Annotated in this window: 15 protein-coding genes; 10 read left to right on the top strand and 5 right to left on the bottom strand. The window is 67.0% G+C overall.

Annotation, left to right across the window (positions count from 1 at the left end; all coding sequences use genetic code 11):
• Positions 1-92: 92 nt before the first annotated feature.
• Together CI785_RS05665 and CI785_RS17330 are read right to left on the bottom strand one after the other, a co-directional pair.
• Positions 93-740 carry a class F sortase gene (locus CI785_RS05665; protein ID WP_276308009.1) on the bottom strand — a complete coding sequence of 216 codons (648 nt, stop codon included), beginning with the start codon at positions 738-740 and terminating at the stop codon, positions 93-95.
• Between the two features lie 42 nt (positions 741-782).
• Positions 783-1,205, bottom strand: coding sequence for an excalibur calcium-binding domain-containing protein (locus CI785_RS17330; RefSeq protein WP_205753569.1), 423 nt, complete (start codon positions 1,203-1,205; stop codon positions 783-785).
• 531 nt (positions 1,206-1,736) lie between these two features.
• Between CI785_RS17330 and CI785_RS05655 the strand changes: the two genes are divergently transcribed.
• The 8 genes from CI785_RS05655 to CI785_RS05620 all read left to right on the top strand — a co-directional run bounded on the left by CI785_RS05655 (position 1,737) and on the right by CI785_RS05620 (position 10,317).
• A complete protein-coding gene (locus CI785_RS05655; protein WP_240615027.1) occupies positions 1,737-3,005 on the top strand; it encodes a GmrSD restriction endonuclease domain-containing protein in 1,269 nt (422 codons plus the stop codon).
• A 149-nt stretch (positions 3,006-3,154) separates the two neighbouring features.
• Complete coding sequence (locus tag CI785_RS05650) at positions 3,155-4,006, top strand: helix-turn-helix transcriptional regulator (RefSeq protein WP_105031119.1); 852 nt, start codon at positions 3,155-3,157, stop codon at positions 4,004-4,006.
• A 134-nt stretch (positions 4,007-4,140) separates the two neighbouring features.
• Positions 4,141-4,716 carry a 6-phospho-3-hexuloisomerase gene (gene hxlB / locus CI785_RS05645; protein WP_105031118.1) on the top strand — a complete coding sequence of 192 codons (576 nt, stop codon included), beginning with the start codon at positions 4,141-4,143 and terminating at the stop codon, positions 4,714-4,716.
• Between the two features lie 46 nt (positions 4,717-4,762).
• Complete coding sequence (gene hxlA / locus CI785_RS05640) at positions 4,763-5,386, top strand: 3-hexulose-6-phosphate synthase (RefSeq protein ID WP_105031117.1); 624 nt, start codon at positions 4,763-4,765, stop codon at positions 5,384-5,386.
• 206 nt (positions 5,387-5,592) lie between these two features.
• Positions 5,593-6,210: an FMN-binding negative transcriptional regulator gene (locus CI785_RS05635; protein ID WP_105031116.1), complete on the top strand. Its 618-nt coding sequence runs from the start codon at positions 5,593-5,595 to the stop codon at positions 6,208-6,210.
• Positions 6,207-7,721: an amidohydrolase gene (locus CI785_RS05630; RefSeq protein WP_240615026.1), complete on the top strand. Its 1,515-nt coding sequence runs from the start codon at positions 6,207-6,209 to the stop codon at positions 7,719-7,721. Before CI785_RS05635 ends, CI785_RS05630 begins: the two co-directional genes overlap by 4 nt.
• Before the next feature lie 347 nt (positions 7,722-8,068).
• A complete protein-coding gene (locus CI785_RS05625; protein ID WP_157940174.1) occupies positions 8,069-9,076 on the top strand; it encodes a GNAT family N-acetyltransferase in 1,008 nt (335 codons plus the stop codon).
• 80 nt (positions 9,077-9,156) lie between these two features.
• A complete protein-coding gene (locus CI785_RS05620; RefSeq protein ID WP_105031114.1) occupies positions 9,157-10,317 on the top strand; it encodes a heparan-alpha-glucosaminide N-acetyltransferase domain-containing protein in 1,161 nt (386 codons plus the stop codon).
• An 80-nt stretch (positions 10,318-10,397) separates the two neighbouring features.
• Here the strand turns inward: CI785_RS05620 and CI785_RS05615 are convergent, their stop codons facing one another.
• From CI785_RS05615 to CI785_RS05605, 3 genes are all read right to left on the bottom strand, one after another.
• Positions 10,398-11,525 (bottom strand): hypothetical protein, encoded by a 1,128-nt coding sequence (locus tag CI785_RS05615; RefSeq protein WP_105031113.1) that lies wholly within the window; start codon positions 11,523-11,525, stop codon positions 10,398-10,400.
• Positions 11,526-11,729: 204 nt separating this feature from the next.
• The gene (locus tag CI785_RS05610) at positions 11,730-12,815 is read right to left on the bottom strand and encodes a CE1758 family FMN-dependent luciferase-like monooxygenase (protein ID WP_105031112.1); all 1,086 of its coding nucleotides are present in this window, start codon (positions 12,813-12,815) and stop codon (positions 11,730-11,732) included.
• Between the two features lie 77 nt (positions 12,816-12,892).
• Entirely contained in the window at positions 12,893-13,552 is a 660-nt protein-coding gene (locus CI785_RS05605; RefSeq protein WP_105031111.1) for an FMN reductase, read from the bottom strand.
• Between the two features lie 212 nt (positions 13,553-13,764).
• Here CI785_RS05605 and CI785_RS05600 point away from each other — a divergent pair, with 212 nt between their 5' ends.
• Entirely contained in the window at positions 13,765-15,000 is a 1,236-nt protein-coding gene (locus CI785_RS05600) for an amidohydrolase (protein ID WP_105031110.1), read from the top strand.
• The gene (locus tag CI785_RS05595; protein ID WP_105031109.1) at positions 14,997-16,406 is read left to right on the top strand and encodes an amidase; all 1,410 of its coding nucleotides are present in this window, start codon (positions 14,997-14,999) and stop codon (positions 16,404-16,406) included. Before CI785_RS05600 ends, CI785_RS05595 begins: the two co-directional genes overlap by 4 nt.
• Positions 16,407-16,409: the final 3 nt, after the last annotated feature.

Below are 16,409 nucleotides of genomic sequence, written 5' to 3'. Positions count from 1 at the left end.
TGTGTAGTGCCCTGTTGGGAGGCACCTGCCACAAGGCAGCTGCATCTGAGATGACGAACCTGTGCGGAATGCTCCCCGCCTTGAGAAAAGACCTACGTCGTGCGGAGGCTCGCGTAGACGACGTAATTGTCGTCGAACAAGCCGGTCTCCAGATCGAAGCCGTCGCAGGTGATCATGCGGAGTTCGGCACCCTCGGTGTTGCCATAGACCTCCTGCGTGGGAAAGGTGTCCTTTTCATACTGTTCGCCGCGCTGGAATTCGAAGGTGGCGGTGGAACCGTCCTCGCGTGTGACTTCGATGGTGTCGCCGACCTTCAACTCACGCAACTTGGCAAAAACGCCGGGGCCACCGCCGGTTGCGTTCACGTGGCCCAGTAGCACTGCCGGTCCACGTTCCCCCGGCGTCGGGGAGAGGTTGTACCAACCGGCAGGCGCTCCCGGGTCCTCAGGAGGGACTTCGAGCGTGCGGTCGTTCTGCAGCCCGAGCGATATGAGTTCCGTGCTCGTATCGGTCGACGGGATGCTGAGGGACACCGGCGTGGAGGCGGGTAGGACCTCTAGCCCGACGGCTGGAACTTCCGCCGGAGGAGCTGCTGCGCTCCGGGTGGCTGATGCACTCGCCGAAGGGAGGGGTTGAGCGCTCGAGACATCGGCTGCTGGTCCAGCACAACCGGTGAGCAGAGCGACGAGGATCGCCGCAGAAGCGACAACGCTTCTGCGGCGATCCCGAAGGGAACCCATCATGTGTCCGGAGATTCTGATCGGTTCAGTGTGCGAGGTCGACTATGCCTGGACGGTGCGACGACGGACCACGAAGGCGCCGCCGGCTACTGCTGCAAGAACGAAGCCGGCGCCGAGGGCGAGAGCAGCGGTGTTGTCGGTGGTGTCCTGAGCAACGCCAGTCGAGGCGCCGCCGACGGGCATCTGTGCAACCTGGGGCCCCTGCGTCACAGGAGCAACGGTCGTGGTCGGGGCCGGGTCGATGGCGACCGGGACGCTTGCGGGATCGCCCTCCTCGCAGGCGATGCCGTCGTTGTCCCGGTCGGAACTCGGGTTGTAGAACGGCGAACCGATCGGGATGTTGACCTGACCAGCGGCTCGGGCCTGTTCGCAGTTCTGGAATGGTGCGGCCACGGCGGGCGTCGCGGACAGCACGGTCAGACCGGCGACAGCAGCGAGCGTGAGTGAGGCGGTGCTCTTCTTCAATTGTTCCCCTTGAGATGATGCGAGGTGCCCGCAACGAGTTGTTGCCGAGGCGAATAACATCTCATTACTAGCACATATTTATACCTTCACTCACCGTGTCGCGAACTGGGACTCGGACTGCTCGAAGCTGCAGATTCTCAATTTCCTATGACCTGCAGCCGATTGAGGTCTTGGCCAGACCCGTTCACTTGGGCGTCAGATAGGTGAATCCGGAATAGCCTGCGCTAAAACTGAGCTTGGAGGCCGTTGGTCGGCGGAACCACCGCTTGCCAGACCAGTCCGCGGTCCTTCTCAAAAGATCTCCACATACGAGACTTGGTATCGCAGGGCTCTTGGCGGCATGCTACTGACGCGCCCTGTATTCTTCGAGCATCTGTCTCATCACGATGTACGTCTGACCATCCGACGTAGTCGCCACTCCCGGGAGTTTCAATCAGTTCTTCTCCGCGCCCGCCTGGCCGAAACACGTCATCGCCGATCAAACCGAACGTACGCACCTCGACGGCCATCGTCGCCGGATCTGCCCTGTTCTTGGTCGTCATCGGCCTCATTACCGGCGGTATCGGCGGTGGGCTCATCATGGCCGCCACGTTCGCGCTCTTCACCGGTCTCTACACGCTCCAGACCAACAGACCGTCATGGGCACGCTTCGGAGGCCGCAGGGCCGGCGCGATCACCGTAGGTGCCGCCGTCGTCGCCATGCTCGCCGGATGCGCGATCGCACCGGCATCGGACACGGTGCCGACAGCGGTCGCTGAGCAGACCGCCGAGTCGGCCGAGCCCACGCCGACACCGACGCCGAGCCCGACCTCGAGCCCCACGCCGTCGGACGTCGCGCCGCTCGACTCCGAGACCTCCACCGAGGTGACAGGCACGCCCCGAGCGCCGTCGGACCAGCCGGCCTTCAACACAACAGCGCTCGCCGTGCTGGAGACGCTGCCCATCAAGGGCCGCGCGCCGAAGACCGGATACGACCGCGAGCAGTTCGGGCAGGCCTGGGTCGACGTCGACCGCAACGGGTGCGATACCCGGAACGACATGCTGAACCGCGACCTGACGGAGATCGTCCACGCCAACTCCGTGCCCTGCAAGGTGCAGTCGGGAGTGCTCGACGACCCGTACACCGGCACGGTCATCCCGTTCCTGCGCGGCCAGGCGACGAGCAGCGACGTCCAGATCGACCACGTCGTCGCACTCTCCGACGCATGGCAGAAGGGTGCCCAGCAGTTGACCCGTGACCAGCGCATCGCATTCGCCAACGATCCGCTGAACCTGCAGTCCACCGACGGGCCTACCAACCAGCAGAAGGGCGACGGCGACGCCGCCACCTGGCTGCCGCCGAACAAGGGTTACCGCTGTGACTACGTTGCGCGGCAGATCTCGGTCAAGGCCACCTACACCCTGTGGGTCACGCAGGCCGAGCACGACGCCATGGCAACCATCCTGTCCGACTGCAACGGCATTCTCGCCCCGACCAACCAGATGGCCCCCTCCGTCGCGGCGCCGGCTGAACCGGTCGAGGAGGCGGCGCCGGTCGTGCCTGTCGCTCCTGCCCCGCCTGCTCCGGCTCCGGCTCCTGTCGTGCCGGAACCGGTCGCACCGCCCGTCGTCGCTCCCGCTCCGGTTGCACCAGCACCAGCTCCGGTCGCACCGGCTGCGGTGGCGCCGGTAGCTCCCGGGGCGTCCTACGCGAACTGCGCCGCGGTGCGTGCTGCGGGAGCAGCACCAATCTACGCGGGCACGCCCGGGTTCCAGGCGAAGTTCGACGGCGACGGCGACGGAGTGGGCTGCGAAGGCTGACGGAGCGCACACGACACGGAGGTGCTGTGCGCGAAGCGGGTGAAAGACTTCGACCTCGCCTGAACGCCAGCAGTTGCTGAACCTGATTCCGCCGGCGTCCACCCCGGGCCGCCCTGTAGAGCGCGATCAGGTACGGCAGAATGGAAACCATGGACCGGGCCGCAGAGATCTCAGCATTCCTGCGCTCGCGACGCGCACGGCTTTCACCCGCCGACCTCGGTGCGCCGTTCGACGGTAGGGTGCGCCGCGTGCCCGGTCTCCGCCGGGAGGAGGTGGCGCGGCTCGCGGGGATGAGCCCCGACTACTACATGCGGATCGAGCAGGGCCGCGGCGGCGCGGTGTCCCTCGAGATCATCGACTCCATCGCCCAGGCCCTCCGGCTCGACACGGTGGAACGGAACCACCTCCTGAACCTCTGCGGCACCCCGACGCCCCACCACACGCCCACGTACGAGCCGCAGCGCGTACGGCCCGGACTCTACGACCTGCTGTCCGTCATGGAGTCGGTTCCCGCGATCATCCTCGGCCGTCGCACGGACGTGCTCGCCAGCAACCGCCTGGCACGGGCGCTCATGACGGACTTCGAGGCGCTGCCGGCCACCCATCGCAACTACGCGCGCTTCATCCTGCTGGATCCGAAGGCCCGGGAGCTCTACCAGGACTGGGAACAGGTCAGCGAGCAGACCACCGCGATGCTCCACCTCGACGTCGGACGCTTCCCGGACGACCGGCGGCTCGCCGAACTCATTACCGACCTCCGTGAGGGCTGCCCCGACTTCACCCGCTTCTGGGACGACCAGAACGTCCACGAGAAGGACCAGGGCGAGATCCGCTTCAACCACCCGGTAGTCGGCGAGTTCGTGCTGCACTACCAGACGCTCCTCGTCCCGGGTGAGGCGGACCAGAGCGTCTGCACCTACTACGGGGCGCCGGGCTCCAGCAGCGAAGCCGCGCTCGCGCGCCTGGCCCGATCGACGACGTCGTCCCCGGCTCACGCCTGACACCTGTGGCATGGTTCACGGATCCGGCTAGCCCTGCGCAACCTAGGTTCAGCGGGGTAGGGCTCGTGCCCTGACGGGCATCCCGGGGGTGATGGACTGGAGTCCGGACCAACCCCGAACGGCAGGAGCACCTGATGACCGAAGCACCCGAGGACCCCTCGGTGCCCGCCAGCCTGCACCTGCTCCACCAGGAACTGGTCGGCGCAGCGGAAGGCCTGCAGGACGACCAGCTCGCCGCACTCGTCACGGAGCTCCAGCAGGCCGGACGCGTGTTCGTCACCGGGGGAGGACGCAGCGGGCTCGCCCTGCGCATGCACGCCATGCGCCTCATGCACCTGGGCCTGACAGTCCACGTCGTGGGTGAGACGACGACGCCAGCCATCGGCGACGGCGACCTGCTCCTCGTCGCGTCCGGTTCAGGCACGACGACGGGCGCGGTCGCCGCAGCCGGGACAGCAGCCGATGTCGGAGCGCGCGTGGCGGCCCTGACCACTGATGGCACCTCGAAGCTCGCGAACCTCGCGGACTGCGTGGTCGTCATCCCCGCAGCCCAGAAGACCGACCACCGCGGGACGGCATCGCGCCAGTACTCGGGGAGCCTTTTCGAGCAGTCCCTGCTCCTGGTGCTCGACGCCGTCTTCCATACCCTCTGGCAGACCGACGGCACCCCCGCCGAAGACCTGTGGCCGCGACACGCGAATCTCGAATAGCGCGCGCCGCACCCATCCACCGATTCCACCCAGCAAAGGACACCTCGTGAAACTGCAACTCGCCATGGACGTACTGACCGTCGAAGACGCCCTCGAGCTCTCCGGGAAGGTCGCCGAGTACGTCGACATCATCGAACTCGGCACTCCGCTGGTCAAGAACGCGGGTCTGTCCGCCGTGACTGCCATCAAGGAAGCCCACCCGGACAAGATCGTCTTCGCCGACCTCAAGACCATGGATGCCGGCGAGCTCGAAGCCGACGTCGCCTTCAAGGCCGGCGCGGATCTCGTGACCGTGCTCGGCGTCGCGGATGATTCCACCATCTCCGGGGCCATCAAGGCCGGGAAGGCCCACGGCAAGGGCGTCGTCGTCGACCTCATCGGGGTCGACGACAAGGCAGCACGCGCCAAGGAGGTCACCGCCCTGGGCGCCGAGTTCGTCGAGTTCCACGCCGGCCTCGACGAGCAGGCGCAGGAGGGCTACGACCTCAACACCCTGCTCACCGCCGGCAAGGAGTCGGGTGTCGCCTTCTCGGTCGCCGGCGGCGTGAAGCTCGCCTCCCTCAAGGACGTGCAGGCATCGGGCGCCGACGTCGCCGTGGTCGGCGGTGGCATCTACAGTGCTGACGATCCCGCCCAGGCCGCGAAGGACCTGCGCGACGCCATCGGCTGACATTACCCGCCGGGCAACAGCGCACGACCAGGAAGGCCGGCCCGGAAGGACCGGCCTTCCTAGCCGGTATCGCCCAGGCGACGGCGGGGCAGTCACGCAGGTGGCTGCCCCGCCGCCGTCGTATCTGCTGAAGCCTCACGTGCTCCAGGGCTCCGCGCGGACGTCCCTCTCTCATCGAGCCAGTGGGGTATGACAGAGTGGCTGGCATGCGCCACACGCCACATTTCGTCCTGTCCGACGTCGGCGAGGTCAAGAGACTCATCCGCGAGAATCCTTGGGCGACGATCGTGTCCTCACCCGCCGGTGGACTCGTGGCATCCCACTATCCGGTGGTGCTCGAAGAGACGCCCGACGACAGCATCAGTATCGTCAGCCATGTCGGCCGCCCCGACGAGCAGCTGCACGAACTCGGTGACCACGAGGTGCTGCTGATCGTGCAGGGGCCGCACGGCTACATTTCGCCCGGCTGGTACCCCGACGACCAGATCATCCCGACGTGGAACCACGTCACCGCGCACCTGTATGGGAGGCCGGAGATCCTGTCCGACGAGGAGAACTTCCGGGTGCTCGGGAAGCTGGTGGATCATTTCGAACACGTCATGCCGGAGCCGAGCTCCCTGACCCTGGACCCCGAAGGATCACGCCGCGTGGCCCGGGGAACGGTGGGCATCCGCCTGCGCGTCACCCGCTTCGATGCGCGACTCAAGCTCAGCCAGAACAAGGCCCCCGCAGTGGTCGACAGGATCGTGGACGAACTCGAGCACGGTGAGCACTACGCGAATCCTGCCCTCGCCCGGGAGATGCGGCGGGTACACGACGCATGACGGGCGAGATGGGCGATGTCCTGCTCCGCTCCGCGCGGCTCGTCGGGGGATCGGCTGAGCCACTCGATGTCCTCGTGGAGGACGGGATCGTCACGGCGGTCGGTGCAGGTCTCGATGCCGGAGGAGCCCGGCAGCTCGATCTGGGTGGGCGATGGGTGGCGCCGGGGCTCTGGGACTCCCACGTCCATATGGACCAGTGGGCCCTCACGCGCCAGCGCCTCGACCTGTCCTCGGCCACCTCGGCTGCCGGGGTCACGTTCCTCGTCGAACAGCGCCTGCAGGCGAAGCCGCCTGAGACGGGTCAGCCGCTGATCGGCTACGGCTTCCAGGACGGCCTGTGGCCGGACGCCCCGACGCGGGAACTGCTCGACGCCATCAGTGCCGATGTGCCCGTCGTCCTCGTCAGCAAGGACCTGCACGCGGCCTGGCTCAACACGAGCGCCCTCCTGCAGCACGGGCACGCAGGCCACCCGACGGGGTTGCTGCGTGAGCAGGCCGCGTTCGACGTCAACGTGCGGGTCAGTGCGGTACCTGAGGAGCAGCTCGACGGATGGGTGGCAGAAGCGGTCGATGCCGCGGCCGCCCGTGGTGTCGTCGGTATCGTCGACCTCGAGATGACGCTCTCACTCGACCGGTGGGCGCGACGCGTCACCGGCGGTACGCGCGGCCTGAGGGTCCGCGCCGGCGTGTACCCGCACGATCTCGAGGCCGTCATAGCGAGGGGCCTGCGCAGCGGGGACGTCATCGAGGGTACCGACGGCCTGGTGACGATGGGTCCGTTCAAGATCATCACGGACGGGTCGCTGAACACCCGGACGGCGTACTGCCACGATCCGTACCCCGGACTCGAGGACGCCCACGAGGGGCAGGGCATCCTGACGGTCGATCCGGATCAGCTCGTCGGGCACCTCCGCCGCGCGTCGTCGGCAGGCCTCGTGCCGGCGGTCCATGCGATCGGCGACGCGGCCAACACCCTCGCGCTCGATGCGTTCGAGGAGGTGGGCTGCGGCGGCAGTATCGAGCACGCCCAGCTCGTCCATGAGGCCGATTTCGAGCGGTTCGCACGTCTCGGCGTCGTCGCCAGTGTCCAGCCGGAGCACGCGATGGACGATCGCGACGTCGCGGACCGTTTCTGGGCAGGGCGGACGCACCGGGCCTTCGCCTTCGCGAGCCTGGTGACCGCGGGTGCGAGGATCACGCTCGGTTCGGATGCGCCGGTCGCGCCACTCGACCCATGGGTCTCGATGGCCGCCGCCATCTCCCGTGCACGGGACGGTCGGGAACCCTGGCACGCCGAGCAACGCGTGCTGGCGTCGGTCGCTCTTGCGGCGTCGACCAACGGGCGCACGACGCTCCGGATGGGGTCCGTTGCCGACCTCGTCGTGACGGACACGGATCCGCTCGTCGCCACCGATGATCAGCTGCGGTCGTTCGATGTTGCGGCAACGATGCTCGGCGGTCGCTGGACGCACTTCACCCTCGACGGTGACGCCGACATCGTTCAGCGCTGATACCCGAGCCGGGCCGGTCCCTTCGGCCGCCCTGGACATCGGGAGGAGGCATGGTTCGTCGTCCCGCCGGGTGCGAACGCCATCAGCCCGCGACTGGTACCTCCCGGCGAACAGGATCCGGGTTTCCGAATCACCGCGTAGGAGCACTCGGAGAGGGAGGTTTCGAGGAGCGGTCCAAGCACGGGCTACTCGCTCCTGACAGGCGAATTACGCGAATGATCGGTTCGGTCGAATGTTCCTGCAGATCGGTCTCCGCAGTGTGGAAGGAGGCCCATATACTGAGCGCGCTGGTCAGCTCAGAAGCCGAATCCGAGGGCCAGAACGACGGCGACGGTAGGACGATAGGCATGGACTTCTTCGCATCCGACATTTTCCTGACGGCGCTTGCCCGGGACTACCATCGAGCGAGCACTTACGCGTTCAAGACGTACGCCCTTGAGGGGCAGCAGGTGCGGCTGGTCGAGATCGACGGGGGCAGGCCCGTCACCGATGGGCCGTTCTACGACTACGTCAAACCCCTTCCCGCCGAAGTCCCGGCCCAGGACCCCGCCGGGAGTCCCTCGCAGGGCACCGTCTCCTACCTGCCCAGGCTCGTGACCTCGGTGATCGCCCTGCAGGACCGTGATCCCGAATCTTCTCTTCCCCTGTTCGCCCAGGAGCCGGCACCGCTGATCGTCTGGGAACGCTTCAGCACCTGGGAGGACTACCTCGCCCTTCTCAGCGGGAGGAGCAGGAACCTGTTGGCAGCGCAACGCAAGAAACTCCGGAGGATGACCGATGCGTTCGGCGACCCGGTGTTCACCTTCGATGACCGGGATCCGGCGGCACTGGATTCGTGCATCGGGTGGAAGATCGGCCAGTACGAGGGCGGCCACGAGACGCTCGAGGACCCCCGGGCCCTGCTGATGCTCAAGGCCCTGTACCGGGACGGACATCTCGTCGTCTCGACGCTGCGGCTGGAGGGCCGGTGCGTGGCGGTGCATGCGGGGTTCGTGTGGGAGGACGATTACCTGGACGTGCTCTCGGCCTACGATCCCGCGGTTGCCGTGTACGGCGTCGGCAGGGAGCTGCGGATGCGTCTGCTGGAGCACAGCTACCGGTTGGGGCACCGCAGTTTCGATCTGCTGCTGGGCACCGAGTCCTACAAGTGGTACTACGCCACCCATCTGCAGCTCGTGGAGAGCTACGGGACGCCCCCGTTGGCGCGGCGTGTTCGTGACACGGCGCAGCGCGCCGTCAAGCAACGCCTGATGGCCCTGTCCCCCCAGCTGTTCTACCGCGCCAAGAAGCTGGTGATCGCTGGACGCCGGCAGGTGAGGGGTAGAGCGGGCAGCCTTCCCCCCAACAGGGTCTGAGGAGCCGGACCGGACGTGTCGGTGGTCCCCAGGGGCACACCCAGTTCCCTGGAGCCGGTTGGAGCTAGTGAGGAGAACAGATGCGGCCTTCTGACGCTGGGGCGAAAGTCCGACTGACGGGCGTGGATGCGGCGCGTGGTCTGGCGCTCATCGGCCTCATGATCGTTCACGTTCTTCCGCCCACAGACGATGATTTCGAGCCCACCGTGCTGTGGACGGTCTTCGCCGGTCATTCCGCTGCGCTGTTCGCCCTGCTGGCTGGTGTATCGCTTGCTTTCGCCTCTGGTGGTCGGAATCCGGTGAAGGGCAGGGCGCTCAAGGCGGCCCGCGCATCACTGGCGGTCCGTGCGGCCCTCATCATGGCCCTGGGGCTCGCCCTTGGTTACGCCGACCCGCCGGTCTCCATCATCCTGGCCTACTACGGGGTGATGTTCCTGCTGGCAGTCCCCCTGCTGGCACTATCCACTCGGGCACTGGCACTTGTCGCGGCAGCGGTGGCGGTGGTCGGTCCTCTGGTGGTCCCGGTGCTCCGGGCCTCGTTGCCCCTGCCTGATTTCGAGCCCACGTTCACCTCCCTCTTCGCCGACCCACTGATGCTTGTGACCGAACTGCTCCTGACAGGTGTGTACCCCGCGGTGCCCTACATGGCCTACATCTGCGCCGGGCTTGCCATAGGTCGCCTGAATCTCGGATCTCGCGTGATCCAGATCCGGGTGACCGCTGCCGGGTTGATCCTGGCCGTCAGCACATGGGTGCTGTCAGCTCTGCTTCTGGGCCCGTTCGGAGGTTTTGCCCGGCTCCAGGAAGCCTCACCGGAGCTTGATGCTGAAGCGATCCGGCACATCCTGGTCTGGGGGCCCGAAAGCCAACTACCGGCAACGTCGCTGTGGTGGCAGGCGATCCTCGCGCCGCACTCCACCACGGTGTTGGAGAAGCTGAACACCGTGGGGACGTCCATGGCGGTCCTGGGCCTGGTGCTGCTGCTCTCCCGCGTGGCTGCTGCGGAGTTCGCTCCGCTTGCAGCACTTGGCAGTATGACCTTGACGTTGTACTCGGCTCATCTGCTCGTCCTTTCCACGGGATTCCTGGCGAACCAATCCGGTGGTTCACTGGTCATCCAGATCGCCGTTGCCACAGTGTTCGCGTTCCAGTGGCGCCGCTGGCATGATCAGGGGCCTCTCGAAGGACTGATCGCGAAGGCGACGAAACGGACGCGGGCCCGTGTGGCGGGTCGCGTCTAGCCGGATTTGTGCATCCTGCGGGCCCTTGGTGCTTAGCGGTCGTGCTGCCCGTGCCGGCCGGTCGGTGAGCCTGCCTGACGCTACCTTCGTACGAGCTCGAAGGGCGACTCTGCCGCTCCGGTCCAGCGGTAGAGGTCGAGCACCGCAGTCTGCCGGGTGATGCCGTCTTCGACGACGCGGCCCTGCGTGGCGATGTAGAAGTAGCCGTTGCCGAGCGACTCCATGCCGACGTCTGCGGTGAAGTTCCAGCCACGGATGCCCGTGGGCTCGTGGTGGAGGCCCTGCTGGAGGAGGGGCAGGAGCAGACCTTCCTCGTAGGTGGGCTGGCCCCCGAGGACGCCGCGCGTGGGGCGGGAGGCGCCGTCGACGGCGAAGAGCGAGTAGTTGGGGAACTGCTCTTTCACGCCCTTGTAGACGCCGAGGAGCCAGGTGTGGGTGAAGGCGTCGTAGTTCAAGTTCTGCACGCCGTAGGTGGTGTTGCCGGTACGGACGAAGTACTTGCCGTCGGTGGTGACGGGGCCACTGGTGTGCGGGGCCACCTGGGTGAGGGGCCGCTCGTATTTCTTCCAACCGGCGACGTCGTACTGCAGCAGCACCTGGTGGTCGTTGTCGGTGCGCTCGGTGTTCGAGTAGACGCCGTAGGCGACCGTGAGGAACTCCTTACCGTTCTTGCGGCCGAACGCGGGGCCGAAGGAGACGCCGTCGATGCCGCTGCTGCCGTAGCGGTGGTCCGGGGTGTCGGCGATATTGCCGTCGAACACGCCGTCACCGTCCATGTCCGCGGTGAAGTCCTGCACCACCTCGTCGAGGTAGACGGCGGTGACGATGCCGTCCGTCTCGGCGTCCATGTCCATCCCGGTGATCCGGTCCACGTCGAAGATGGCGATGTAGAAGGACTCGGCCTCCTTGTACTCGAGCGACCCGTAGACACGACCGTCCTTCTCGTTGAAGTCGAGGTCGCCGAGGTGCCCGGTGAAACCGGTGACGGTGCCGAGCACGGTGCCGTCGAGGTCGGTCTTCACGAGCATCGAGGTGAAGGAGTAGTAGACCACCTCGTTCTCCGTGTCGACGGCGATGCCCTGCACATGGCCGGCGGGCCAGGCGCCGCCGTCGACCGTGGCGGGGAAGTCCTCGACGGCGGGCTTCGCAGCACCGGTCACGAGGACTGCGGACAGCAGCAGGGTGATGGCGCGGACGATTGCTTTCACGGGAGATCTCCTCGTCGGGCAGCGTTGGTGTCGGTTCCACGCTGTCGATGCCGGGCCACTGGCGGGTGGAGTCAGCGAAGCCCCGAGATGAACAGCCCGCGAAGGCTCGAGGCGGGGCACGAGAAGGAGGCGCCGGTCGGTCGACCGGCGCCTCCTTCTCGTCCGTCACCCCCGTCGGGTCCCGAGGGGCCCTCCGACGGGAAGTCAGGCCGGAGCCGGGACCGGGCTGGCCTTGCGGGTGGTGTGGACCGGCCTGTCAGGAACGTGAGCCGGGCGGCGTTTCGCGAACTCAGCGCGCAGCTCGGGCAGGACCAGTTCGCCGAAGAGGTCCAGCTGGTTCAGCACGGTCTTCAGTGGCAGGCCCGCGTGATCGATCAGGAACAGTTGGCGCTGGTAGTCGCCGAAGAACTCCTGGAAGGACAGCGTCTTCTCGATGACCTCCTGCGGGCTGCCGACTGTCAGCGGCGTCTGCGCCATGAAGTCCTCCATCGACGGTCCGTGGCCGTACACGGGTGCATTGTCGAAGAACGGTCGGAACTCGTTGACGGCATCCTGTGACTTCTTCGCCATGAAGAACTGACCGCCCAGGCCGACGATCGCCTGGTCCGCCGCTCCGTGGCCGTAGTGGGCGTAGCGTTCGCGGTAGAGACCGATGAGCTGCTGGTAGTGCTCCTTGGGCCAGAAGATGTTGTTCGCGAAGAAACCATCACCGAAGTAGGCGGCGATCTCGGCGATCTGCGGGGTGCGGATGGCGCCGTGCCAGACGAAGGGGGCGACGCCGTCGAGCGGGCGCGGGGTGGAGGTGAAGTTGCGCAGCGGAGTGCGGAACTTCCCCTCCCAGTTCACGACGTCGTTGTCCCAGAGCTGGCGCAGCAGGTGGTAGTTCTCGATGGTCAGCTCGACACTGTCCTGCTGGTTTTTCCCGAACCACGGGTACACCGGCCCGGTGTTGCCGCGTCCGAGGATCAGGTCGACCCGACCGTCGGCGAGGTGCTGCAACGTGGCGAAGTCCTCGGCGATCTTCACCGGGTCGTTGGTGGTGATCAGCGTGGTGGAGGTCGAGAGGGTGATCCGCTCGGTCTGGGCGGCGATGTATCCGAGGATCGTCGTGGGGGAGCTGGCGTAGAAGGGTGGGTTGTGGTGCTCGCCGGTGGCGTAGACATCCATCCCGATCTCTTCGGCCTTCTTGGCGATGGCGACGGCTGCTTTGATGCGTTGGTTCTCGGTGGGGATCTCGCCGGTGAGAGGGTTCCGCGTGATGTCACTGACGGTGAAAACGCCGATTTCCATGGTTACTTCCTGTGGGTTGGATGCTTGTTGCTGGGCCGGCTCGGGGAGCCTGTGGTCGACGCCGGAGGGCGGGATGGTCAGCGGTTCGAGGAGTGCTCCGGTGCTTGCGTGCGCTGTCCGGCCGGTTTCGTGATGTTGGCCAGGAGGTCTTCGAACGGCAGTGAAGCGAGAGGCTCTTCGGGCGATCGGGGTGTTGAGTATGTCCCGGTCATCTCAGCCAGTTCCCGCGCAGCCCGGCGAACCCTCTCGTTTAGGACCGGCTCGTCGTCGTCGCCCGCACCCCAGTCCTGCGGAGACGCATAAACCGCGGTGGGAACCACACGCGCCCGCAGGTAGGAGAAGAGCGGACGCATCGCGTGGTCGAGCATGAGCGAGTGGCGAGCGCTTCCTCCTGTCGCTCCGAGGATGACGGGCATCCCCCGCAACGCGGTGTTGTCGATGACGTCGAAGAGCGACTTGAGCAGTCCACTGTAGGACCCGGAGAAGACCGGGGTCACCACCACCAGTGCGTCGGCTTCCGTGATCTCCCGCAGCATCGAGGCCAGGGACGGCGGAGCGAAACCGGTGACGAGGTTGTTCGCGATATCGACGGCGTAGTCCCGCACCTCGACAGTACTGACGGCCACTGACTTCCCACGGGCGGTCAGTTCCTCACTAACCGCGTGCGAGAGCTGGTCGGCGAGCATCCGACTGGAGGACGGGACCCCGAGGCCCGCGCTGACAACGGTGATCTTCATGATGATGCTCCTTCTTCTTCATGCATATGCATGTACCCTACTCAACCCGGGCGGGCAGGGATAAATTCCGCTCCACCGCTTCCGGCATCATCGGGCATCGACCGCGCCGTCGTACGACCGTCACCGCGTAGGGTTCCCGCGCTCGACGACGCCAACCGATGTGCAGGCCCTCGTCGACTAAGCTCCGATATCGAACCCTCCGGAAGGACACCATGACCATCGACAACGCCGTCTTCGAGCTCACCGACGCGCACACCACCGCCATGCACGAGCTGTACCGGCACCTGCACGCCCACCCAGAGCTGTCCATGCAGGAGACGCACACGGCCGCGTTCATCCTCGAGAGGCTGGGGCACCTCGGGCTGGATGCGTTCATGTGCGGTGGAACCGGCGTCGTCGGGGTCCTGCGCAACGGCGATGGACCGGTGGTCGCCTTCCGCGCCGACACGGACGGGTTGCCCATCCAGGAGGACACCGGACTGGACTACGCGAGCACGACGACGGGCGCCCTCGCCGACGGCACGGAGGTTCCCGTGATGCACGGATGCGGCCACGACACCCACGTGACGGTGGCACTCACCACCGCTCAGCTCCTGACGGAGAACCGCGACGCCTGGTCTGGCACCGTGGTGTTCGTCTTCCAGCCCGGTGAGGAGATCGGCGAGGGCGCAGAGGCCATGGTCGAGGACGGCCTGTGGGACAAGGCACCGCGGCCGGACATCGTCTACGGGCAGCACGTCTGGCCGGGCCTCGCCGGCACCGTGAACATCACCACGGGCACGGCGATGGCCATGGCCGACTCGTGGAAGGTCACGGTGCTCGGGAAACAGGCGCACGGATCGCAGCCCGAGCAGTCGATCGACCCGATCGTGCTCGGCGCGCACATGGTCGTGCGGCTCCAGACGGTCGTCTCCCGCGAGGTGCATCCGATGAAGTCAGCCGTTGTCACGATCGGCACCTTCCACGGCGGGCTGAAGGAGAACATCATCCCGGCATCGGCCGAGTTCACCCTCAATGTCCGCACGTTCGACGTCGATGTGCGCGAGCGCGTGCTCGCTTCGCTGCGGCGCATCATCAGTGCGGAGGCCGCGGCGTCGGGCGCGCCGGAGCCGGTCATCGAGGAGATCACGAGCTTCCCCCAGTGCTACAACGACCCCTCCTCCACAGAGGACCTCATCACCGTACTGGGCGGGGTGCTCGGTGAGGACGCCGTCATCGAGGCGCCGCCGGTGATGGGCAGCGAGGACTTCGGTCTCCTGGCTGCGGCGATCGGCGTCCCGAGCGTCTACTGGTTCTTCGGTGGGCACCCGCAGGAACTGCTCGACGGCGACGGCCAGGTGCCGGGCAACCACTCGCCGTTCTTCGCGCCGGCGATCGAGCCGACGCTGACCACCGGCGTTCGGGCGGCGCTGGCAGCTCTGCTGTCCAGGGTGGGGACCGGCGCGTGACCGGTGCGCTCCACGAACTGTCCGCCGTCGAGCTGACCGGCGCCATCCGCCGTCGTGAGGTGTCCGCCCGGGAAGCGCTCGAGGCGCACTTCGAGAGGATCGACGCCGTCAACGGTGCGATCAACGCCGTCGTCACGGAGGATCGGGAACGCGCCGCCGCGCTCGCAGCCGCAGCGGACGAACTGACGGCATCGGGTGCGCAGTTGCCGCCGCTGCACGGGCTGCCGATGACGCACAAGGACACGCACAACACGAAGGGCCTGCGCACCACACAGGGGTCGATGGCCTTCCGGGACTTCGTCCCGACATTCGACGATCTGATCATCAGCCGCCTGAAGAGCGCCGGCGTCGTGACGACCGGCAAGACGAACGTGCCGGAGTTCGCCGCCGGCGCCCACACCTTCAACGAGGTGTTCGGGACGACGGTCAATCCGTACGACACCACCCGGAGCGCGGGCGGCAGCAGCGGGGGAGTGGCCGCCTCGATCGCGGCGCGGATCCAGCCGCTCGGCGACGGCAGCGACATGGGTGGTTCGCTCCGCAACCCGGCGTCGTTTTGCAACGTGGCCGGATACCGTCCGTCGATCGGGGTCGTCCCCTCCCTGCCGACCCGCAATGCCTGGGCGTGGCTGAACCGCGCCGGGCTGATGGCGCGCGAGGTCGGGGACATCGCCCTGGGTATGACCGCGATTGCCGGGGCGGATCCTGCCGTGCCCTACGCCTATCCGGTGGCGGGCTCGTTCGCAGCGCCGCTGGAGCGCGACCTGACCGGGCTACGGATCGGCTGGTCGGCCGACTTCGGCCTCGGCGTGCCCGTGGACCGTGAGGTGCTGCGGGTGCTCGAGGGGCAGCTGCAGGTCTTCACCGACCTCGGTGCCGTGGTCGAGGAAGCTTCGCCCGACCTGCGCGAGGCCGATCTGGTCTTCCGGACGACCCGCGCCTTCGACTTCGTGCTCGGCCTCGGCGGCGTGGTGAAGAAGCACGGCGAGATGATCAAGCAGGAGATCCGGTGGAACGTGGAGCAGGGCCAGCAGCTGGCCGCGCAGGATATGGTCGACGCTGCCCTGGCCCGGACGCGGCTCGATGCCAGCGTGCGCCGCTACTTCGGGAATTACGACGTCTTCGCGAGCCCTACCGCTCAGGTGCTGCCGTTCGACGCCACCGAGCGGTATCCGACTTCCGTTAACGGCGTCGAGTTCGACACGTACGTCGACTGGATGCGCTCCGCGACCCTGATCTCGGCGACGGGACTGCCGGCGGTCTCGGTGCCGGCGGGCTTCAGCGAGGGCGGGCTGCCGGTCGGCCTGCAGTTGGCGATGCCGCACGGCAGCGACGTGGAGCTGCTGCAGGTGGCGTATGCGTTCGAGCAGGCGACGGGCTGGGCGAAGCAGGCACCGGATCTGTAGGTC

Origin of the sequence: Arthrobacter ruber (assembly GCF_002954225.1) — a bacterium.
Classification (GTDB): Bacteria; Actinomycetota; Actinomycetes; order Actinomycetales; family Micrococcaceae; genus Arthrobacter_D; species Arthrobacter_D ruber.
This window is presented reverse-complemented; position numbering and strand designations above follow the sequence as displayed.

Excerpts from the sequence above, each read along its gene's own strand:
- CI785_RS05620 (WP_105031114.1), top strand. The coding sequence starts at position 9,157 with ATGCGGCCTTCTGACGCTGGGGCGAAAGTCCGACTGACGGGCGTGGAT.
- CI785_RS05625 (WP_157940174.1), top strand. The coding sequence starts at position 8,069 with ATGGACTTCTTCGCATCCGACATTTTCCTGACGGCGCTTGCCCGGGAC.
- CI785_RS05610 (WP_105031112.1), bottom strand. The coding sequence starts at position 12,815 with ATGGAAATCGGCGTTTTCACCGTCAGTGACATCACGCGGAACCCTCTC.
- CI785_RS05665 (WP_276308009.1), bottom strand. The coding sequence starts at position 740 with ATGGGTTCCCTTCGGGATCGCCGCAGAAGCGTTGTCGCTTCTGCGGCG.
- CI785_RS05635 (WP_105031116.1), top strand. The coding sequence starts at position 5,593 with ATGCGCCACACGCCACATTTCGTCCTGTCCGACGTCGGCGAGGTCAAG.
- CI785_RS05605 (WP_105031111.1), bottom strand. The coding sequence starts at position 13,552 with ATGAAGATCACCGTTGTCAGCGCGGGCCTCGGGGTCCCGTCCTCCAGT.
- CI785_RS05650 (WP_105031119.1), top strand. The coding sequence starts at position 3,155 with ATGGACCGGGCCGCAGAGATCTCAGCATTCCTGCGCTCGCGACGCGCA.
- CI785_RS05630 (WP_240615026.1), top strand. The coding sequence starts at position 6,207 with ATGACGGGCGAGATGGGCGATGTCCTGCTCCGCTCCGCGCGGCTCGTC.
- CI785_RS05600 (WP_105031110.1), top strand. The coding sequence starts at position 13,765 with ATGACCATCGACAACGCCGTCTTCGAGCTCACCGACGCGCACACCACC.
- hxlB (WP_105031118.1), top strand. The coding sequence starts at position 4,141 with ATGACCGAAGCACCCGAGGACCCCTCGGTGCCCGCCAGCCTGCACCTG.